This window comes from Rania fehmarnensis (assembly GCF_056494185.1).
Map to the genome: position 1 here is coordinate 235,732 of NZ_CM151398.1, position 20,090 is coordinate 255,821.

The following is a 20,090-nucleotide window of genomic DNA, read 5'->3' on the forward strand; positions in this document are numbered from 1 at the left end:
GGGTCAAGTAGCTGTCAAGCCTTAGCGAGTTGCATAAAGCTATCAAAGTTAACTTCTTGGTTAAAAAGCCGGCCGATGCCCAGCGGGTAACGCCTATTCCTCTTGGCTTCGCCTGACTGCAAATACTATAAGGAACCCGTCAAGGGACTGTCGCCGATCTCGCCAGAGGGCGGCTGTAGCCGATCTCGCCAGAGATTGGATGCGTTAACTGGGACACGTCCAAAGTCTGGCGACTTCGGCTACAAGATACGTCCAAAGTCTGGCGACTTCGGCTACGAGTGAGAGCTTGCGCAAAACGGGGAGAGACCAAGGATGGTCATTCGATTGCTAGCAAAACTTGGTCGTTCGATGGCGGCTGTAGTCGTCGTAATAGGCAGTCTGTTTTGGCTGGCGTGGCCAGTTCAAGGGCAAGCCCCTGGGGGTGTGCCGCCTGAGGCGGGGTCTGTCCCCGGCGCATCTGTCCCGGGTGTGTCTGTCCCCAGTCTCGAGTCGGGCACTGGTGCTAGCAATTCATCAACGCCTCGGCGCACTGGCGGGGCGCCTGCTTTGCCGACCGAAGCGGGGCAGTACTGGGAAACGTATGATTTGCGGCCTTATACCAAGGAACTGACCACGGTCGATCGACCGCATCAAGCTGTCATTGACTGGATCCTGCGTGATACGGGGACAGACGCCTGGTTTACCGAGCCGTTTGGATTCATCAACGCCGATCGCAATACCTTGCGGGTCTATCACAACGAGCAGATGCACAAACTGGTACGTCAAGCTTACGAACGTTTTGTAAACGGTACGACTGTCCCCCAGCTATTCGGCATGCGCTTGGTAGCTGTGGGCAGCCCCAATTGGCGCACGCGGGGACACACCCTGCTGCGCAGCGTGCCGGCGCAATCGCCTGGGGTGCAAGCCTATCTTGCTAGCAAAGAGAATAGTGCGCTCTTCATGGCCATGCTGCGGGGACGCAGCGACTACAAAGAGCTAGCTAATGTCACGTTGACGACCCACAACGGCCAGCCGCAAGTGCTCGAACAATTGCGCACACGGAACTTTGTTCGCGAGTTCCAGCCCGCGCAAGGTTGGCCGCCTTATCTGCCGGTCTCCGGCGAGATCCAAGAAGGCTATCGCTTGCAGGTCAGTCCGCTGCTGAACGTCGACAAGACCATTGATATCGTCGTCAAGTGTCACATCGACCAGGTCGAGCGATTCAGCAATGTGACGCTGGACTTGCCTCTGCCGACTGGACAATCGCATTCCGGTCAGATCCAGGTGCCTCAAATTGCTTCTTGGCGATTGCACGAGCGATTTCGCTGGCCTGAGAACGAAGTGCTGATTCTGAGTTGTGGCGTGGTCGCCTCGCCGCAGTCGCCGGCCAACAACACGTTGCTAGGGCAGGGGACCAGCTTGGTAGGACTCGATCGCATCATTCCTAAACTGGGCGATCGCGCGGATGCTCTGCTGGTGATTGAACATTTGGGTGACGCCAACCGCCCGGGTGCCCCCACCGCCACCAGTCCGACAGCTACCAGTCAGGTCCCGACCAATCCGATCAGCCGTGGGCGTTACTAAGCACGCGTCCACGTGCTTGGACTAAACGACGATGGCGACTATCTGGTTTTGCGTGGTGCAAGTAGACTGTAGATTCGCTTGGTTAAGCCGTTCCGATTCTGCTGCCACGATTCCGGTTCCATGAGTAATAGTACAGTCGATCGAGTTGTTATCACCGGCTTTGGAGTTGTCAGCCCTTTGGGGTGTGATCCGGGCAGCCTGTGGCAGAACGTAGTCTCTGGCAAAAGCGGGATTGGTCCCCTGACGGCTCTACCTGGAGCTGCTTTGCCGGTTCAGTATGGTGCCGAAGTCGGTCAGTTTACCGGCGCCATCGAAGACTATGGCGACTTGGATAACCTGCTCAAGCGGGCCATCAAGAAGAACATGAAGGTCATGTGCCGCGAAATTGAAATGGGTGTCGCGGCCTCGCAAAAAGCGATCCAGCATGCGGGAGTGGCCGGCGGTGATCCACAGCGCACCGGCGTGCTGTTCGGTTGCGATTACATTCTGACGCGGCCGGAAGAGTACTCCGACGGCGTGATCAATTGTCATGACGCCGACCATCGATTTCACATCGAGCGTTGGCCGGTCGATGGCTTACCCAAGGTCAATCCATTGTGGCTGTTAAAATATTTGCCTAACATGCCCAACAGCCATGTGGCCATCTACAACGATTTTCGCGGGCCCAACAATTCGCTGACCGTGCGCGAAGCCAGCATGTCGTTGGCGGTAGCCGAAGCGGCGGACATTATCAAACGGGGCTGGGCGGATGTGATGGTCGTGGGCGCTACGGGCACGCGCATCCATCCACTGCGCACCATGCATGCCGTTCTCAATGACCGGCTGGCCGCTAATCGCTCCGACCCAGCCACCATGTCGCGCCCCTTCGATGCCAGTAGCGACGGTATGGTGCTAGGAGAAGGCGCCGGCGCGATCGTGCTGGAGTCGGCCAGCCATGCGGCGGCGCGCGGAGCCAAGAGTTGGGGCACGCTGTTGGGGGCTGGTAGCGCGATGGTGGGACCTCGTGGCGACCGGGATTTCCTGCAAATGGCTGTATCGGCAGCGCTGAGCAAAGCCCTCGACCAGGCCGGCAGTAACCTGCCGGCTAGTTGGCACGTCCATGCGCATGGATTGTCCGATCCGGCCGGCGATGCCTCGGAATCCAGTGCCATCGGCCAACAATTGGCTGACCGCCAGGCGGCCAGTCCCGTGGTCAGTGCCAAAAGTTACTTCGGTAACCTGGGGGCTGGTAGTGCAGCGGTCGAATTGGTGCTCAGCATGCTAGCATTGGAGCATGGCCACTTATTTCCGATCCGCAATTTGGAGTGCCTGCGGCCGGAAGCCAAGTGGCGACCGGCGGGAGCCGGTGATTCGGCCGGTGATGCTTTTGCTCACATCTCTTATACGGGCCAAGGGCAAGCCGCTTGCCTGGTGATTGGAAACTAGCGGCTTGGCCGGAGCTGTTTTTACGCTATCGATGCCTAAATCTTCTCTACCTTAGCCAACGTCGCGTTGACACTTGACGCTGACAAAAGTACGATTGTCGGATTACTGATGGACTGCGTGCGCCCCATTGCAGTTCCATTGGATGTACCACCGATATTTTCGTTGGCTGACTGCGTTTTCCACTGGCTGGTTGTAGATCTTCGGCGGATCGAGTTTTTTGCCGAGATTTTCAAGGCTTTTTTAGCAAGGCTTTTTTGGCAAGTCCGAGAAGCAGCTTTCGTTAAAGGCTTCTCCAGCCCAGTGGTGATCAAACCATGTGCGGCTGACTATCGGGTGACCGAATAACCGTCCAATTAGCCGCCAACCACGAGTTGCCAAAGTGTTCCGACAGGCCTGTCTGTCGGAAGGCAGGCAATTAAGCCGGGAACAGCCCAACAAAATATCCCCTTCGCATGAATTCATCTGAACTACTCAGAATCGTCGACTCGCTCCATCGCGAAAAGAATATTGATAGCGAGGTGGTCTTCTCGGCGATCGAGGCTGCGTACGTCACCGCGGTCAAAAAACACTTCGGTGAAGATGCCGAAATATCGGTAGCCATCAGTCGGCAAACTGGCCAATTGCAAGCATCTTGCAATGGTCGCGAGCTGAACGAAGAAGAAATTGGCCGAATCGGCGCCCAGACAGCCAAGCAAGTCATTATTCAAAAAGTGAAAGAAGCCGAACGCGATTCGCTCATGGATGAATTCCATGATCAAGTCGGGCAGTTGGTTTCCGGTACCGTCCAGCGCAGCGATCGTGGGGTCACCACGGTCCAGTTGGGCAATGTGGAAGCCATCCTGCCTCGCGGCGAGCAGATCCCGGGTGAAACTTATCACAACGGTGATCGCATCCGCGCGGTCGTGTTTGAAGTCAAGCCGGCAGGTAATCGCGTGAAGGTGATTCTCAGTCGAACTCGGCCGCAGTTGGTGCAGCGGCTGTTCGAGCAAGAGATTCCTGAGATTGCCGAAGGTGTGATCAAGATCAGCGCGATTAGTCGCGAGCCGGGCCATCGCAGCAAAGTGGCTGTCAGCTCGTCCGATCAACGCGTCGATTGCGTGGGTGCGTGCGTCGGTGTGCGGGGCAATCGTATCAAGAACATTACTAGCGAACTGGCTGGCGAGCGTATTGATATCGTGCGCTGGAGTGATGATCCACTAGTGCTGATTCCGAGCGCGTTGCAACCGGCTGAAGTTGAGCAAGTGTTGCTGTGCGATATGATCGGCCGCGCGATCGTGCTGGTGCGCGAAGAGCATCTCTCGCAGGCTATTGGCAAGTATGGGCAGAACGTCCGCTTGGCCAGCAAGCTGGTCGGCTGGGATATTGAAATCATGACCAGCTCCGAGCTGGAAGAGCAAATCGATCGGGCAGTCAGCGCTTATATGCAACTGGACGGCATGACCGAAGAGTTGGCGCAGCGTTTGGTCGAGCAAGGATATTTGTCGTACGACGATTTGTCGGTAATCGAGCCCGATGCCCTGATGGAAATGGGTGAGATGACCGCTGAGCAAGTCGATGCGATTGTCGAGCAAGCTGAATCGAAGGCCGACGAGGCCGAGCAGTTGGCCGAAGAGCAGAAGCGATTGAAGAAAGATGCCGAGCGTCAGGCAGCAGCCGCTGGCGCGACGCGAGGGGCGACTGCGCAAGTTGCACCGCCCGCTACCAAGTCAACCACTCAAGAGGAATCGACGGACAACAATGTTAGCGATCAGAATTAATACTTCGGTCGCTGGCGCCAGCCTGATTCCTGTGCGACGTTCTTCCCTAGACCTGGAGACGTCTTATGTAGAATGACAAACCACTTCAACCAGGTGGTCCCTGTCGAGCATGGACAAGCATAGCAACTGTGAGATGCCTGTCCGCGTTTTTGGACCGCTTGATTGAAATTGCGAGGAACACCTCCACGTGCCAGTCCGTATTTATGCGCTCGCCAAAGAGCTGAAGCTAGATAGCAAAGATTTAGTCGACCTATGCACTAAGATAGGCATCGCCAACAAGGGTTCGGCGCTAGCCAGCCTTGAGGACGATGAGGTCGCACGCATTCGCAAGCACCTTGCCGGTAGCGCATCTCCCGAAGCGGGTTCAAGCGGCGGAGCACGCGGCGCTAGCCCTGCTGGTATTGGTGCACCCATTCGTGAACCCGTCGCTCTACCTCCAATTTCTCCACCTCCTAAAAAAGAAGAGCCAGCCACTCCGGCTGCCAAGTCTCCTCCTGCTGTGCCTACCCCTGCTGCACCTCCCGCTCCACCCTCGCGTACTGCTGCACCCAAGCCTGCTGAGCCCGAAGTGCCGCCGCCGGTGGTTGAGGCAGAAGTTGAAATCGAAGCTGAAATCGAAGCTGAAGAAGCTGTCGAGTTACCTGCTGAGCCCGTGCGGCCGGCGGCGCGTGTTAACGATAATCGGCCTCAGCGGCATGGCATAACGCGCGAAGATTATATCGCGCCGCCCTCGGGTGGACCGGTTCGCAATTTGTCGTCGCGCCGGCCTCCAGCGCCCGCCACCGGCAAAGGCGCAGCCACCGAAGAGCGTAAAAAACCCTCGCAACCGCGCGCCCCGGTTATTCGCGTGGCCTCGATTCCCAAAGGCAACTCTGGCCCGGTCGCGGCTCCCAAGTCCAACGAGCCGACTCCTCAGAAGCCCGAGTTCAAGCTGACTCGCGAAATCCTTACCGGTCGAGGCAAGGGTTCTGATGCTCCACTGGAAAATCTTCTGCCCGACAAACAGCAGTCCAGTGACACCAATCGTGGTCGCCCCAAGCCGGGCCAGCCCGGCAGTGGACCGGGCGATCGCCCTGGCGCTCGCGGACCGGCCCCAGCAGCTGCTGCCGCCGGCGGTTTGACCGAATTCAAGAAGGCCGCAGATGATAAGGCCAAAGGCAAGAAGGGCCGAACTGTCGATGAGGATGAAGAAACATCTCGCAAGGGTGTAGCTGGCATCGCCGCCGCTCGCGATGAACGCAAACGCCGCCGCCCAGCCATCAAGACGGTTGAAGACGGCGAAGAAGGCGATCGTCGTCGCGGACCGGGTGGCAAGACGTTGCATCGTCGTGGCACCAATACAGCCGCCCCACGGAAGGATAAAGTCGTGTTGCAGTTGCCGTGCACCGTTCGCAGTTTCTCCGAAGCCGCCGGCGTATCCGCCGTGCAGGTTAGCCTGAGACTCAGAGGCATGGGCATTGATGCCAACATCAACACCAGCCTCAGCTCCGAAACCGCGCAATTGGTCGCAGCCGAACTGGGTGTCGATCTCGACTTCCGCGAACCAGAGTCGCTGGAAGAAAACGTGATCAAGGAAATCGATGCGCAGACTGACGAAGAAGATCAACTGATTTCACGGCCGCCAATCGTGACCTTCCTCGGTCACGTCGACCACGGCAAGACTTCGCTGTTGGATTACTTGATCGGTACGCGCATCGTTGCCGGCGAAGCGGGCGGTATCACGCAGAGCATTCGCGCTTACCAAGTCAGTAAAGATGGCAAGGTGATATCGTTTGTCGATACGCCAGGTCACGAAGCGTTCACGGAAATGCGCGCTCGTGGTGCCAACGTGACCGACATTGCGGTTCTCGTCATCGCTGCGGAAGACGGCATCATGCCGCAAACCGAAGAAGCCATCAGCCACGCGAAAGCTGCGGGTGTGCCCATCGTCGTCGCGATGAACAAAATCGATTTGCCTGGCGCCGATCCCAATCGCGTGCTGACGCAAATGACCGAACATGGACTGACGCCCAGCGAATGGGGTGGCGATGTCGAAGTCGTCCGCACCAGCGCCATCACCGGTCAAGGTATGGATGAGCTCTTGGAAACGTTGCTCACCATTGCTGAATTGAATGAATACAAGGCCAATCCCAATCGACCGGCTACCGGTGTGTGTTTGGAATCGGGCCAGGTTGCCGACAAGGGTGTGATTGCGAAGATCGTTGTTCAGAACGGTACGCTCAAACCCGGCGATATCGTGCTGTGCGGTACCAGCTACGGCCGTATCAAAGCTTTGTACGATACGCTCAATCCCGCCAAGCAACTGGCTTCGGCCGGGCCTTCGATGCCGCTGAACGTCACCGGTTTGGATGAATCTCCAGCGGCTGGTGAACGGTTCTACGTTATCGATGATATCGCCAAGGCGCGTGAATTGGCCGAAGGTCGCGCCAACTACAGCCGCGCTCAATCGCTCTCGGGAACTTCACCGAAGGTTTCATTCGAAGCGTTCCAAGAACTGCTGCAGACCGGCAAGCTGGGCAAAGCCGAAGAGCGCGTGGTGCTGAACTTGATCATTCGCGCCGATGCTCGCGGTTCGCTAGAAGCGATCGAAAAGGAACTGAGCAAACTGGATCATCCCGAAGTCGATATTCGCATCCTGCAGAAGAGCGTGGGTGGAATCAGCGTGGCTGACGTCACCTTGGCCAGCGCTTCGCAAGCCGTGATCGTGGGCTTCAACGTCATTCCTGATGAAGCAGCTCGCGCCCTGGCCGATGATCGCAACGTCGAAATTCGACGGTACGACATCATCTACAAGCTAGCCGAAGACATCAAAGCCATCCTGGAAGGTCGGCTGCGTCCAGAGCAACGTGTGGTCGAACTGGGCCGCGCGCTGGTCAAAGAAGTCTTCAACATCTCGCGAGTGGGTGCGGTCGCCGGCTGCTATGTCGCTCAAGGTACGATCGAACGTGGTTGTCGCATTCGCGTCAGTCGCGATGGTCGCACCATCGGTGACTACGCGCTCGATTCGCTCAAGCGCATCAAGGATGACGTCAAGGAAGTACCACGCGGAATGGAATGCGGTATTCGGCTAACCAACTTCAACGATCTCAAGCAGAACGATGTGTTGGAAGCTTACCGCATTGAAGAAGTCGCGCGGACGCTCGGTCCCTGATTACTGATGACCATTGTCTCGCCAAGGGTTATCAAAGAAAGGTGTACCTAATGTCCAGCCGTCGATTGCTCAAAGCAGGTGAAGCAATTCGCGAGGTCGTCAGTATGGCGATCTTGACCGAACTGCGTGATCCACGCGTGCAAAACGTTACCGTTACGGGCGTCGAAGTGGCGCCCGATATGAAGTCTGCCACCGTCTCCGTGAGCGTCATGGGCGATGAGACCCGACAGAAATTGTGCCTGCGCGGTCTTCAAAGCAGCTCGGGCTTTCTGCAATCCCGAATCGCCGAACGCATCGATACGCGCTACACCCCCAAGCTCACCTTCAGCCTCGATACCGGCGTCAAGAAGAGCATGGAAGTCGATCGTATTCTGGCTGAACTAGCCAAAGAACGCCTAGAGCGCGAACAGCAAGTGCGCGATCAGGCAGAGCGCGATCAGCCAGATAACTCAGAGCCAGATCGCCCCGAGACCACAGAGAATCCGTAGTTGAATAGCCCAGGTATCCGAAGCTCCAAAACCGCACACGTCCACCTTCAGCACCAAAGATAAATCATGAGTAGTACCAACCGCGGTGATCGCATCCAGTTGCTGCAAAAGGTTTTGAAGAAACATTACAAACCGGTGCCGGCCAGCGAAAACCGCACGGTGCTTGAACACTTGCTGTTTGCAGCGCTGGTGGAAGACGCATCTTACGAAGCGGCTGAGGAAATCTTTCAGCGTCTACCCGAACTGTATGTCGATCACAATGAAGTGCGCGTGACGACCGTGACCGAACTGGCTGATTCGCTGCGGAACTTGCCCGATCCCACGGCAGCCGCTGTGCGACTCAAACGCGTTCTGCAAGCGCTCTTTGAGACTCGTTACAGCTTCGATCTGGAAGAGATGCGCAAAATGAACCAGGGCAAGGCCATTGCCGAACTGGAAAAGTTTAGCGGCATTTCATACTTCATGGTTGGCTACGTTACTCAACATGCCTTTGGCGGACACACCATTCCCGTTTCCGCCTCGATCATGCAAATCCTGTTGATGACCGGCATTGTCACCCAAGCGGAAGCTGACAAACATCAAACACCTGGTTTGGAACGCGCTATCCCCAAATCCAAAGGGCACGAGTTCTCGTCCTGTATTCATCAAATGGCAGCCGAATATAAAGTCAATCCACAAGGCAAGAATATCAAAGCCATCCTGAAAGAAGCTGGCGGCGTGGAAATCAAACCAGTGGAACCCAAACCCGCGCCGCCACCGGCCAAGCCGGCTATTGCCGCTAAGCCCAAAAAACCTGAGCCTCCCAAGCCAGTGGCCAAAGAAACCAAAGACACCAAGGTTTCCAAGGAATCAAAGGAGAGCAAGGAAGTCAAAGCCGTCAAACCGGCCGCCAAGCCGACCAAAGATGCCAAGAGCAGCAAGCCGTCAGGCGATACCAAGAAGCCCACGGTGACCAAGAAATCGCTGCCCCCCAAGAAGCCAACCAAGACCAAAGCCCCCGCACCCGCTGCTAAGAAACCAGTGGTCAAGAAGATCACCAAACGCAAGCCCAGGTAACCAGAAAATACTTAGTTATCAAGCAATCAGGTAAACGACGAATCGATCATGGCCGGACATTCTCACTGGGCGAACATCGCCAACAAGAAAGCGCGAGTCGATAGCAAACGCAGCAAACTTTGGAGCAAGCTATCCAAGTACATTATCGTGGCCGCCAAAATTGGTGGCGGTGATCCCGATACCAACTTTCGCCTGCGGGCCGCGATCAACGATGCCAAAGCCGTCAGCATGCCACGTGACAACATCGAGCGGGCCATCAAAAAAGGTACCGGTGAACTCGAAGGCGGCAACGTCGAAGAGATTCTCTACGAAGGCTACGGCCCGGCCGGCGTCGCCATCATGTGTGAGATCATGACCGACAATCGCAATCGCACCGCCCCCGAAGTTCGCAAGATCTTCGATGTCCACGGCGGTAACCTCGGCGGCAGCGGTTGTGTCTCTTATATGTTTGAACGACGCGGATTGATCACCGTCTCTGGTGCCAGCGAAGAACAAGTCATGGAAGTCGCCCTCGAACACGGCGCCTTGGACGTACAGCCCAATGGCCAGCAAGTTGAAGTCACCACACCTCCAGAGAACTTTACCGAAGTCGTCGATGCCCTCGAAGCGGCCGGCATGAAACTGGAAGTCAAACAGATCACTCGCGTGGCCCTCAACACTGTTGACGTCGATATCGAAACGGCCAAGACCGTCTTGAAGCTGCTAGAAACGCTCGAAGATCACGACGACGTGCAAACGGTGTCGACCAACCTCAACTTCGACAACGCCGCTCTCCAACCTCTCCTGGGCGGCTAGTAGAGCGGCTGTCCCCAGCCGCTCAGCACCCGGCAAGTCGCTTGCCTGTAACGCTTGTCCAGTAGTCGGAAGAGACGTTGGTTAGAGGGTTCCGAGCAGCTGGGGACAGCTGCTCTACGCTGTAGCACCCGGCAAGTCGCTTGCCTGTAACGCTGGTCCAGTAGTCGGAAGAGACGTTGGTTAGAGGGTTCCGAGCAGCTGGGGACAGCTGCTCTACGCTGTAGCACCCGGCAAGTCGCTTGCCTGTAACGCTGGTCCAGTAGTCGGAAGAGACGTTGGTTAGAGGGTTCCGAGCAGCTGGGGACAGCTGCTCTACGCTGTAGCACCCGGCAAGTCGCTTGCCTGTAACGTTGGTCCAGTAGTCGGAAGAGACGTTGGTTAGAGGGTTCCGAGCAGCTGGGGACAGCTGCTCTACGCTGTTGCACTCGGCAAGTCGCTTGCCTGTAACGTTGGTCGGTCGGAAGAAGCATTGGTTAGAGGGTTCCGAGCAGCTGAGAACAGCTGCTCTACGGAAGAAACTTTGATCAGAAGGCCCTGAGCAGAAATCTGCTCCAAGATTGTTGAAGGCTATAACGATGAGAACGCGTTTCGCGCCCAGTCCAACCGGTTATCTGCACATAGGCGGTGTGCGCACGGCGTTGTTCAACTGGTTGCTCTCACGGCAATGCCAAGGTCAATTCCTGTTGCGGATCGACGACACGGATGCTCAGCGAAACGTCGAAGAAGCCCTGCAACCGATTCTCGAAGGCTTTCGTTGGTTAGGACTGGATTGGGACGAAGGTCCGGTCGTCGGTGGGCCGCATGCACCCTATTTTCAATCCCAGCGCACGGCCAGTTATCAGGCGGCGGTTCAGCAACTGCTGGCTTCAGGCCATGCCTATCGCGACTACGCGCGCACCGAAGAAATGGCTGAACTGCGCACAGCAGCCGAGAAGACAGGGCAACCTTTTCTCTATGATCGACGCTGGATGGCTACGACCGACCAGCAGGCGCAAAGCTACGAAGCCGAAGGGCGTACCGCCGTCGTGCGGTTGAAGATGCCGCGCGAAGGCCAGTGCATCTTTAACGACGTGGTTCGCGGACAGGTTGAATTCGAATGGTCGGGCGAAGCGGATCACGTCGTCCAGCGCCCCGATGGCACTTGCCTATACCATTTGGCCAGCGTCGTCGACGACGAAGCGTTCAAGATCACTCACGTGGTGCGAGCCGTAGAGCATTTGCCCAATACTCCGCGTCAGATCTTCATCGCGCAGTCGCTTGGATATCAACTGCCGGTCTATGCGCACTTGCCCTATGTGGCGGAACCTGGTGGCACTGCCAAACTGAGCAAACGTAAACTGGCCCAGTATTTGAAAAACCCGGACTTTGCGGCGCTCAATACTTTGGGGTGCCGAATCATGCAACGCACCGGCCAGGCGGTGAGTGCCGAGACTTTTAATCCTGTGATCGTCGATTTCTATCGCGAGATTGGTTTCTTGCCCGAAGCCATTCTGAATTATTTGCTGTTGGTGGGCTGGTCTTTGGACGACAGCACCGAGGACTTTACGGTCGAGCAAATGATCGCCGCCTTTACGCTCGAGCGGGTCACTAAATCACCGGCCAGTTTCGATCCGCAGAAGTTACTCGCCTTTCAGGCACGCTGGATGCAGCGGCTCGATATGAAAAAGAAGGTCGCCATGTGTTTGCCGTACTTGCAAAAGGCCGGCTTGGTCAGCGACCCGCCTCCGTGTTCGACCTCTGAATATCTGACTGCGGTACTGACCGCGGCCGCCGATCGCATTAAGGTCGCGGGTGACGTGCTGGATTTCGATGACTTCTTCGTGGGCGATGACCAGTTGCCTTACGATCAGGCCGCCTTTGAAAAACGCCTTACCAAAGATCCTAAAGCGGTCGAGTTGCTCCGCGGCTTTGTCGGGCAACTAGAGATGGCTACTGCCTTCGACGCCGCCACTCTCGAGACAACTCTCAAGAATTACCTCGAAGCTAACGGGGCCAAGATCGGCCAGATCATTCACGCTCTGCGCGTAGCAGTAACTGGCAAAGCAGTCGGCTTTGGCATGTTTGACACGTTGGCGATTTTGGGTCGCGAGCGAGTATTGGCCCGTATTGCTCGAGCCCTGGCCCGTATCTGAAGCCTGTATCTGAAATTTAAATGCGTGCTTGGTGGCCCGGCCGGGCACGTCGCTTGCTTTCTGCGAAAGAGTTCCATTTCAGCTGTAACGCCGCTCATTCATGTCGTCTGGACAATCAGGCTGACGGGTGGAGCTACAGCCAATCGCGTACTCCCGCAGAGAGAACTGAACATGAAGAAGCGAATTTTGCTAGCGCTGGCTCTGGCCACTATGGCAGAGCAAGGGCCCTGGTCACAAGCACAGGAAACCCGTCAAGAAACCCGTGAAGAAGCTCGCCAACAGCGCGGCCAACAGCGCGACGAGCAGACTCGCGACGAGCGTCAGGAAGGCCGACAAGAGGCCCGCCAAGAGAATCGTGAAGATCGACAGGCTCGACGCCAAGAACGTCAACAACGTCTGCAACAACGACTAGATAATCGTTCTCCATACTATGACCAGCAAGCATTAAATGAACTCGATCCCTGGATCGAGCGCAACAATGTTACTCCATGGGAACGTCTGTCGCGCGCAGCCGGGGCTGCCGTTAATGCGACCGAGCGGGCGCTGAATACGGCTACCAATGCCGCAGATGCGCTGGGCACCGATGCGCAGCCGGTAACGCGATATGGGTACATCAATCCCAACGGCCCAGGTGAGACCGGTTGGTTCTACGACTACTACTCCTACCGTCCAACGTACTATAGCGCGCCTGCAGCTGACAATGCTGTTTACGGCTCAGCCACTCGATACTACGACCTCAATGATGATGGTCTCTACGATAGTTTGAACATCTTTCGCGATACCGACAACAATGCCAGCTACGACGTTTACGATCGCTACGATTTCACTCCGGCTGATGACCGACGCACAGCTCAAGCCGCAGAAGAGTTAACAGATTCTCCAGAGGATGCCAACCGTCACACGGTCACTGGCAAGATCTTTGCCAGCAAAGCTGCCAAAGTCAACGGCGTTGAAAATCTGATCGTGCGTCTAAGTGATACGCAAGCCAAGCAAGGCGTGACCATCATCGATCTTGGTCCGCTTGAAGTGTGGAAGAATCGCAGTTACAAGTCGGGCGATCAACTGACGGCGTCCGGTCCAGTAGAACGTGTAGGCGAGAAAGAGATTTTGATTGCCGAGAGTGTCAGCCTGGCGGACAAAAAAGAAATCCAAATCGCACGAGGCGCCCCCAAGATCGAAGGTCAAGTTGTGGACGTGACCAAGACGACGGTCAAAGGTGCCGAACATACGATTGCGGTGATCGAGTCCGATTCGAAACGACAGTTAGTCGACTTGGGGCCTGCAGACAATTTGAAGGTCAAGATTGAACCACAAACCAAGATTACCGTTCGTGGTGTGCCAGTTCGCGCTGGCTCGCACAGCATCGTGCAAGCCGAACAGCTGATGGTCGAAGGTCAGAATATCGCGATTCAGCGCAGGTGAATCATAGCGTCCGTCGCCAGACGGTGGATGAATCGACTATAAACGCCAACAACGCTAGTGGGATGGTCACTAGCGTTGTGTGGTGTTTTTCCCTTAGAGGCTGTGGGGCTTAAAAGGGATGGCGGTATGCGTGCTTCTGACCGACCCGGTTGTTCTTAGCGTACAACCGGTTGTCCACCAGCGTTGGCTGTATTGGGAGGCAGTTGGAAGCTGCCGTAACTGGGAGTGCTCGCAGGAGCTGGTTGGCTCGGCGTGTACGAACCTGAGTTAACTGGAACGGTGGCACTGCCGGTGCTGAAGTTGTAGTTGTTGTTGGTGCGGCCGGTGGAACCTGGACGATAGGCGTCCCCGGTCGTGGGCGGCACTGGACTGGTAGGTCCGTACGCATTTCCGCCGGGCATTGGCGGCAGTTGCGGCATGTTAGGCGCTGCCGCACTAGGTGCGTTGGGAGCACTATAAGACGATGGAGGCAAACTAACCGAAGTTGCCCCGTAAGGATTGGCCGGAAAACCGACAGTTGTGTTAGTCATTTGTCCGGGAACCGGAGGCAGATTGGGTTGATATTGTGGCATGCTCGAGCCACCTTGCGGCGAAGCATTCGGCATCGAGTACGGATTGCTCGGCTGAGTGCCTACTACGTTACCCAGCTGCGGAGCTGCGGGGGTAACTGGAGGTGCATAGGGGTTATTGGTATTGGGAGTGCCTGCGGGCGGCATCGTGCTGGAGGGCAAGCCCGCCGTTCCAGCATAAGCGTTGGTTGGAACTTGAGCCCCACCTGGATAGCCCGTGCTGCTGGCCGGTGGTGTCTGCGCTGCAGCTTGGCCACTCATGCCATAGGGCCCGATTTGGTAGCCGTTGGCATTAGCCGCACCGCCATAAGTTGACTTGCTAGTCGTCGAAGCGAAGGAAGCAGTTGGGTAACCAGAGCCGGTTGCCGATGGCGTGGTGGTAGCTGATTTGGTCGTACCTGCTGCGACGCTGGCGATCGAGCCAGGCGTGTATTTGGTTGACGGTGACTCGACCGTTGGCTTGGTGGGCGTACCGGCCAGCGTTTCGGCCGACGGTTGACGATTCCAAGGCCACATATTGCTGGGGCTGGGCATCTTCCAACCACTCTTGCAACCGGGAGCTGCAGCCAGGCTGACAGCGATCAGCAGCGGTGCAATTGATTTGCGATTTACAAAGCCCATCCTCATGGCTCGATCCCTCAATTTTTATCGTTGGGTTGAAACGGCTCTGATTGTTTAGCTGCGGCCGAGCCGTTTGCAGAGCAACCTCGGCCCCCTTGCGGCTCTATCCGTGACCCGACATCGATGGTTATCGGTTGTCTTTTTCGAAACAGTCCAGCCATTCCGCAAAATTTGCCTAGCCGCGACATTTGGCACGCGACGGCGCACACTGCGTGCCCCCCAGTCGCGTCAGACTGTAGAAAAACATTCCGGCCAACGCAATTGCGAAATTAAAATCGCTTCTGTCTTCCCAACCCAACGTCAAGCGTGTATAAAAAGAGTGTCGATATTGAAACTGAGTCTCAATTCAACTGAGTCTCGATTCGACTTGGGTGTACATTACTGTTTAGCCCGATGTTGGCTTGACCCGCACTTCCACGGCACCGCCAGATGGTAACCATGGTCGCTCCCACCTCCACACTCCTGCCTTTGGATCTTTTGAAAGCCGGCGAATCGGCTAGCATTGTTGAAATGCTCGGTGAATCGGGACAAGTTCACCGTCTGCAAGAAATGGGACTCCGCGCTGGAGCTACCATTCGTATGCTCAAACCAGGTGCACCGTGTTTGGTGGCTCTGGATGACAAACGCCTGTCGCTGCGACTGGGTGGCTTGCTCGATATCTTGGTCGCGGTCCCGGTGGGATAAGATAGTCCATCAATCCATGACCACTTTGGCGGACCTCACAGAAGGTCAATCGGCTGCGATCTTGGATGTGTTGGGCAATGATGCGATTGCGCAGCGGCTGATGGAAATGGGGCTAACCGAGGGTGAACAAATCCGCTTGGTTGGTTTCGCGCCCATGGGTGATCCCATTGAATTCTCGGTTCGTGGCTATCGCTTGACCCTGCGAAAAGAAGAAGCCCAACGAGTCTTGGTGTCGGCCGAAAGCATCACGGACGCCCGCCGCCCATGAGTAACTCAACCGCAGCTATCAATTCGGTTTCGTCGAAGACTTCGATTCCAGATATCGTGCACGTCGCCTTGGTTGGCAATCCCAATACCGGTAAGAGCACGCTCTTTAGTGCCCTCTGCGGAGTGCCGACGCGCATTGGCAATTACCCAGGTGTCACGGTCGAAGAAAAATTTGGGCGCTATAAAGATGATGCGGGCGAAGTTGTCATCATCGATCTGCCCGGGACCTATAGCTTGTCGGCGCGCACGCCTGACGAATTCGTGTCGGTCGACATTCTGCTCGGTCGGCGTTCGGCTCCCAAATTGGATGCGGTCATCGTCATTGCTGACGCTACCAACCTGGAACGCAATCTGTACTTGTTCACTCAAGTACGACAACTCGGATTGCCCACGGTGTTAGTGCTCAATATGTGGGATCGCGTGGCTGGTGCGGTCGAGATCGATGTTCCAGCGCTTGCTCGCAATCTGGGCGTCCGGATCGTGACGACTTCGGCCAGTCGTCATGAGGGTGTGGTCGAAGTTAAGCAGGCTGTGCGAGATGCTCTGGTCGCCGGCCGTCCCCAGTTGATCGATATATTGCCCGCCGAATTTATATCCGAACGCGATCGGCTGCGAGAATGGCTGGCTACGCGGGCTGCCCGATCGATTCCGGACTTCATCATCGAACGCATGCTACTGGATGTTGGAGGCCAAGCCGAAAGTGAATATGCCGCGCATAGCGAACTGGCTGGTCTGGCCGACGAACTCAAGCAAGCTCGCGAGCGACTTTCAGCAGCCGGTCATCGCGTGCCGGCTGTCGAAACCAAAGCTCGTTACGGCTGGATTCGCGGGCAACTGGCAGATTGCGTCGTGCGTCAGGAGCAAACCGAGACGACCACCAGCGACCGCATCGATGGTGTGCTCACGCATCGCTGGTGGGGCTTGCTCAGCTTTGCACTGATCATGTTCATCGTCTTTCAGAGCATCTACTCGTTCGCTGTGTGGTTCATGACGGGGATCGAATGGGCGCAGCAGGGGCTGGTTGACAGCGTTGCTAGCGCCATGCCGCCTGGCGCGATGCGCAGCCTGATGACCGACGGCATCATCGGCGGGGTCGGTTCGGTAGTTGTGTTTTTACCGCAGATCCTGATTTTGTTTTTATTCATTGGCATTTTGGAAGATTGCGGTTACATGTCGCGGGCCGCGTTTGTCATGGACAAACTGATGTCGCGGTTGGGACTCAGCGGTAAATCTTTCGTACCGCTGATGAGTTCCTTTGCGTGCGCTGTTCCCGGAATTATGGCCACGCGTGTGATCGAGAACTGGCGCGATCGCATGGTCACGATTCTGGTTGCGCCGCTGATGAGTTGTTCGGCGCGACTGCCCGTTTATATTTTGCTCACGCGCGCCTTTGTACCTGACATCAGCTGGGCAAGTGGGCTGGTTAGTTTGCAGGCACTCGTGCTGCTGGGCATGCATGTCGTGGGTTTGGTAGTGGCTGTACCGGTAGCCTGGTTTTTGAAGAAGACATTTTTCCGCGGACCCACGCCAGCCTTTGTGATGGAGTTGCCCAGTTACAAGTGGCCATCGATTCGCGTGGTGGCGTTTCGCGTGTGGGAGCGCGGCCAGGCGTTTGTGACGCGAGCTGGCAGTTTGATCTTCTTGTTATCGATACTTATCTGGGCTGCCGGGTATTTTCCTGGTGACCATACGGCACTGAATCAGGTTGCTGCGCAACTGGAACGTTTGCCCGAAGATGCTACGCCCGAGCAAGTCGAAGCCCTGCAAGCCCAACAGAAGCAGATGAGTGCCGAGTTGGTCGAGAATAGTTTTTTAGGGCGAGCCGGTCACGCGATCGAACCGGTGGTCAGACCGTTGGGTTGGGACTGGAAGATCGGAGTGGGAGTTTTGGCATCGTTCCCAGCCCGCGAAGTGATCGTATCGACCCTGGGCACAATCTATTCGCTGGGCGGCGACGTTGAAGCCGAAGATAGCGGGCTGCGCGAGGCATTGCAGAATGCAACCTGGCCCGATGGTCGCAAGGTTTATACCCTGCCGGTCGCTTTGTCGATCATGGTGTTTTTTGCCCTGTGTGCCCAGTGCGCTGCCACGCTGATGATCATTCGCCGCGAGACAAATTCGTGGTGGTGGCCTATATTTACCTTTGGTTACATGACTGGCCTGGCCTACGTGGCCGCGCTGCTGGTTTATCAAATCGGCTCGCGGTTGTAGCAGATCGCCAGCTCTCCGTCACGCAGCGTTGGACTACCATTTAGCTAACTATGAATCTCGACTGGCAAACCATTGTCGCTCTAATGTGCGTGGCCGCGTGCGCGTGGGCTATGGTGATGCGCGTGCGCGGTTGGTGGCTGGGTAGTCGCCAGTCCGGTTGCGGTGCAGGGTGTCAGACTTGTCCAGCCCGGCAAGACCAGCCGCTGGTGGAAATCACTTCGATAAAATCGCTCATCGGCACATCCACGCAAAAGTGAGTTGTTACCATGCGGACTCATCTGACCGGCTGCTTGCTAGTGCTGTGCATGACGCTGCCGGTCAGTGCTCAGGGTCGCAAACCGCCTGGTCGCTCAACTCCCAAAGATCCGCAACTCTGCGTCGATGTGGTTAGCTTTCGTCAGGGCCGGCCGGCGCGGGGCCTGATCGTCCCGCTGCGGCAAGCCACTGCACCCGATAGCGTGTTAATGATTGTCGAGCGAGAAGAGCTGCAGCGCGACAATCCGACTCTCTTTGCCAAGGCCGCTCAGAGCGAAGCGGACACGGCGCAAGCTGCCTGGTTGCAACTCAAGGAACGCTTGGAGAAAGAGCTTAGCACGGACAAGCTGTCTCAACCGTTGCGCGCACTCTATGAGCGCGAACTAGCGCGCGCCGCCGCAGAGCTCGAGTCGACTGCGCCGGCTCAGCCGCTGACTGGCCGCTTTATGTGGTTGGAGTTTCGCGGCAAAGAAGCCAGTAACGTCCGCCGCGCACCCCCTGATGCGCAGCGCGTGGCCGTCTGGGCTTGGAGCGAAAAACTAGTCGATGTGACGCGTCGCGAGCGAACTGAGTTGGAGCGAGAGCTGAGTGATGCGGGTGTGAAGGTTGCCCTGAAGCTCCCCGATCTTTCCAAACAATTGTCACCGCGAAAGCAGAGCGATGAAGAGTGGGCCTTTCGCTTGGCCCTCGTCCGACACACCTTTGATAAGGGGCTGGACTTTCAAGGCAGCAACGGCATTTACCTGCGCAGCGGCAGTCAAATGCAAGCGGCCGATATGGCCGGTTTGATGCAAAAGATGATGAGCGGAAATTTGGAAGCTCTGTTGCAAGACCTAGATCCCGCTGCCAAAGCGCAAGCCAAACAGAACAACGACCAATGGTATCAGTCGGTTGTATCTCAAGTTGAATCCGATGGTCGCACGGAGTTTCGCATCACGCGCCTGGACCAAGACCCCGCCGGCCAGGCAGCCACGGTCGAAACAGCTCTTGTCGCCAAGCTACCCACACGTGGCTGGCAAATCGTGTGGTCGAGCAAACAGACCGTAAGAGCCGATCAGGTCAGCGCCGACGCAGAAAAGCAAATCTCCGAGGACCCGCAGGTTCAATCGGCCTTGTCGCTTCTATCGTCGTTAGGTGCAGGAGCCGAGGCAGAGGTCAAGAAAGCTATCCGCTTCGGAGCTGCCACCCAAGCCGCCCAAAAGCTAGCCGAAGCAGCCTATCTGGCACTCCGCGATACCTTTGTACAGCGCTTGGATGGCCCACCGCTCTAGTTGGACACTGTGAGTTGCTCTCCACCGACCTCGCGTCGGTGGAAGCACGACTGGTGGGCTAGGGCCTGACGACCTAGCCCTTCACCGTGTGAAGCTGGGCGTCTTCTGTCGAAAACATCACTTCGAGATGATCTTCAAACAGCAACCACCGTAAATAGAGAATTTGGAATTGCACGACGATAACGCCGAGCAATAGAGTTGTCAGGGTGACGCGTACCGTTCTGCTTGCTAAATTTCGGCCATGACTCAACGCATCAAGTGTACTGAATGCGACAATGTGATTTTGCCGCGGACCGCTGCGGACAACGATGGGTTGTGCGCGATCAATCGGCGGCCGAAACCGAAGAACGTGACGGGAAGCGATAGCCAGCCCAGACTTAGCTTGGGAATGCACATGCTGGAGGCTCCGATCCCGTCTTTCAA

At 56.6% G+C, this 20,090-nt stretch carries 17 protein-coding genes; 15 read left to right on the forward strand and 2 right to left on the reverse strand.

Going from position 1 to position 20,090, the window contains the following annotated elements:
* The first annotated feature begins 312 nt into the window (after window positions 1-312).
* The 10 genes from SH573x_RS00820 (at window position 313) to SH573x_RS00865 (ending at window position 13,789) form a co-directional block, all read left to right on the forward strand.
* Window positions 313-1,563 (forward strand): hypothetical protein, encoded by a 1,251-nt coding sequence (locus tag SH573x_RS00820; protein ID WP_479352391.1) that lies wholly within the window; start codon window positions 313-315, stop codon window positions 1,561-1,563.
* Between the two features lie 120 nt (window positions 1,564-1,683).
* Complete coding sequence (locus SH573x_RS00825) at window positions 1,684-2,988, forward strand: beta-ketoacyl-[acyl-carrier-protein] synthase family protein (protein WP_479352392.1); 1,305 nt, start codon at window positions 1,684-1,686, stop codon at window positions 2,986-2,988.
* A 66-nt stretch (window positions 2,989-3,054) separates the two neighbouring features.
* Window positions 3,055-3,333 (forward strand): hypothetical protein, encoded by a 279-nt coding sequence (locus SH573x_RS00830; protein ID WP_479352393.1) that lies wholly within the window; start codon window positions 3,055-3,057, stop codon window positions 3,331-3,333.
* Between the two features lie 107 nt (window positions 3,334-3,440).
* A complete protein-coding gene (gene nusA, locus SH573x_RS00835) occupies window positions 3,441-4,745 on the forward strand; it encodes a transcription termination factor NusA (protein WP_479352394.1) in 1,305 nt (434 codons plus the stop codon).
* 187 nt (window positions 4,746-4,932) lie between these two features.
* A complete protein-coding gene (gene infB, locus SH573x_RS00840; protein ID WP_479352395.1) occupies window positions 4,933-7,896 on the forward strand; it encodes a translation initiation factor IF-2 in 2,964 nt (987 codons plus the stop codon).
* A 50-nt stretch (window positions 7,897-7,946) separates the two neighbouring features.
* Window positions 7,947-8,384: a 30S ribosome-binding factor RbfA gene (gene rbfA / locus SH573x_RS00845; protein WP_479352396.1), complete on the forward strand. Its 438-nt coding sequence runs from the start codon at window positions 7,947-7,949 to the stop codon at window positions 8,382-8,384.
* Between the two features lie 66 nt (window positions 8,385-8,450).
* Entirely contained in the window at window positions 8,451-9,440 is a 990-nt protein-coding gene (locus tag SH573x_RS00850; protein ID WP_479352397.1) for a hypothetical protein, read from the forward strand.
* A 48-nt stretch (window positions 9,441-9,488) separates the two neighbouring features.
* The gene (locus tag SH573x_RS00855) at window positions 9,489-10,235 is read left to right on the forward strand and encodes a YebC/PmpR family DNA-binding transcriptional regulator (protein ID WP_479352398.1); all 747 of its coding nucleotides are present in this window, start codon (window positions 9,489-9,491) and stop codon (window positions 10,233-10,235) included.
* Window positions 10,236-10,810: 575 nt separating this feature from the next.
* Complete coding sequence (gene gltX / locus SH573x_RS00860; RefSeq protein WP_479352399.1) at window positions 10,811-12,367, forward strand: glutamate--tRNA ligase; 1,557 nt, start codon at window positions 10,811-10,813, stop codon at window positions 12,365-12,367.
* A 171-nt stretch (window positions 12,368-12,538) separates the two neighbouring features.
* Window positions 12,539-13,789, forward strand: a complete 1,251-nt coding sequence (locus tag SH573x_RS00865; RefSeq protein WP_479352400.1) for a hypothetical protein — start codon at window positions 12,539-12,541, stop codon at window positions 13,787-13,789.
* A 155-nt stretch (window positions 13,790-13,944) separates the two neighbouring features.
* Here the strand turns inward: SH573x_RS00865 and SH573x_RS00870 are convergent, their stop codons facing one another.
* The gene (locus SH573x_RS00870) at window positions 13,945-14,985 is read right to left on the reverse strand and encodes a hypothetical protein (RefSeq protein ID WP_479352401.1); all 1,041 of its coding nucleotides are present in this window, start codon (window positions 14,983-14,985) and stop codon (window positions 13,945-13,947) included.
* A gap of 432 nt (window positions 14,986-15,417) precedes the next feature.
* Between SH573x_RS00870 and SH573x_RS00875 the strand changes: the two genes are divergently transcribed.
* The 5 genes from SH573x_RS00875 to SH573x_RS00895 are packed head-to-tail and all read left to right on the forward strand — an operon-like array spanning window position 15,418 to window position 19,667.
* Entirely contained in the window at window positions 15,418-15,663 is a 246-nt protein-coding gene (locus SH573x_RS00875; protein WP_479352402.1) for a FeoA family protein, read from the forward strand.
* A gap of 16 nt (window positions 15,664-15,679) precedes the next feature.
* Window positions 15,680-15,931 (forward strand): FeoA family protein, encoded by a 252-nt coding sequence (locus SH573x_RS00880; protein ID WP_479352403.1) that lies wholly within the window; start codon window positions 15,680-15,682, stop codon window positions 15,929-15,931.
* On the forward strand, window positions 15,928-18,141 hold the full coding sequence (gene feoB / locus SH573x_RS00885) for a ferrous iron transport protein B (protein WP_479352404.1): 2,214 nt from the start codon (window positions 15,928-15,930) through the stop codon (window positions 18,139-18,141). Before SH573x_RS00880 ends, feoB begins: the two co-directional genes overlap by 4 nt.
* A 50-nt stretch (window positions 18,142-18,191) precedes the next feature.
* Entirely contained in the window at window positions 18,192-18,398 is a 207-nt protein-coding gene (locus tag SH573x_RS00890) for a hypothetical protein (protein WP_479352405.1), read from the forward strand.
* 9 nt (window positions 18,399-18,407) lie between these two features.
* Window positions 18,408-19,667: a hypothetical protein gene (locus SH573x_RS00895; RefSeq protein ID WP_479352406.1), complete on the forward strand. Its 1,260-nt coding sequence runs from the start codon at window positions 18,408-18,410 to the stop codon at window positions 19,665-19,667.
* A 73-nt stretch (window positions 19,668-19,740) separates the two neighbouring features.
* Here the strand turns inward: SH573x_RS00895 and SH573x_RS00900 are convergent, their stop codons facing one another.
* Entirely contained in the window at window positions 19,741-20,061 is a 321-nt protein-coding gene (locus SH573x_RS00900) for a hypothetical protein (RefSeq protein ID WP_479352407.1), read from the reverse strand.
* Between the last annotated feature and the right edge of the window lie 29 nt (window positions 20,062-20,090).

Excerpts from the sequence above, each read along its gene's own strand:
- SH573x_RS00820 (WP_479352391.1), top strand. The coding sequence starts at position 313 with ATGGTCATTCGATTGCTAGCAAAACTTGGTCGTTCGATGGCGGCTGTA.
- SH573x_RS00825 (WP_479352392.1), top strand. The coding sequence starts at position 1,684 with ATGAGTAATAGTACAGTCGATCGAGTTGTTATCACCGGCTTTGGAGTT.
- nusA (WP_479352394.1), top strand. The coding sequence starts at position 3,441 with ATGAATTCATCTGAACTACTCAGAATCGTCGACTCGCTCCATCGCGAA.
- rbfA (WP_479352396.1), top strand. The coding sequence starts at position 7,947 with ATGTCCAGCCGTCGATTGCTCAAAGCAGGTGAAGCAATTCGCGAGGTC.
- SH573x_RS00850 (WP_479352397.1), top strand. The coding sequence starts at position 8,451 with ATGAGTAGTACCAACCGCGGTGATCGCATCCAGTTGCTGCAAAAGGTT.
- SH573x_RS00855 (WP_479352398.1), top strand. The coding sequence starts at position 9,489 with ATGGCCGGACATTCTCACTGGGCGAACATCGCCAACAAGAAAGCGCGA.
- gltX (WP_479352399.1), top strand. The coding sequence starts at position 10,811 with ATGAGAACGCGTTTCGCGCCCAGTCCAACCGGTTATCTGCACATAGGC.
- SH573x_RS00865 (WP_479352400.1), top strand. The coding sequence starts at position 12,539 with ATGAAGAAGCGAATTTTGCTAGCGCTGGCTCTGGCCACTATGGCAGAG.
- SH573x_RS00870 (WP_479352401.1), bottom strand. The coding sequence starts at position 14,985 with ATGAGGATGGGCTTTGTAAATCGCAAATCAATTGCACCGCTGCTGATC.
- SH573x_RS00875 (WP_479352402.1), top strand. The coding sequence starts at position 15,418 with ATGGTCGCTCCCACCTCCACACTCCTGCCTTTGGATCTTTTGAAAGCC.
- SH573x_RS00880 (WP_479352403.1), top strand. The coding sequence starts at position 15,680 with ATGACCACTTTGGCGGACCTCACAGAAGGTCAATCGGCTGCGATCTTG.
- feoB (WP_479352404.1), top strand. The coding sequence starts at position 15,928 with ATGAGTAACTCAACCGCAGCTATCAATTCGGTTTCGTCGAAGACTTCG.
- SH573x_RS00890 (WP_479352405.1), top strand. The coding sequence starts at position 18,192 with ATGAATCTCGACTGGCAAACCATTGTCGCTCTAATGTGCGTGGCCGCG.
- SH573x_RS00895 (WP_479352406.1), top strand. The coding sequence starts at position 18,408 with ATGCGGACTCATCTGACCGGCTGCTTGCTAGTGCTGTGCATGACGCTG.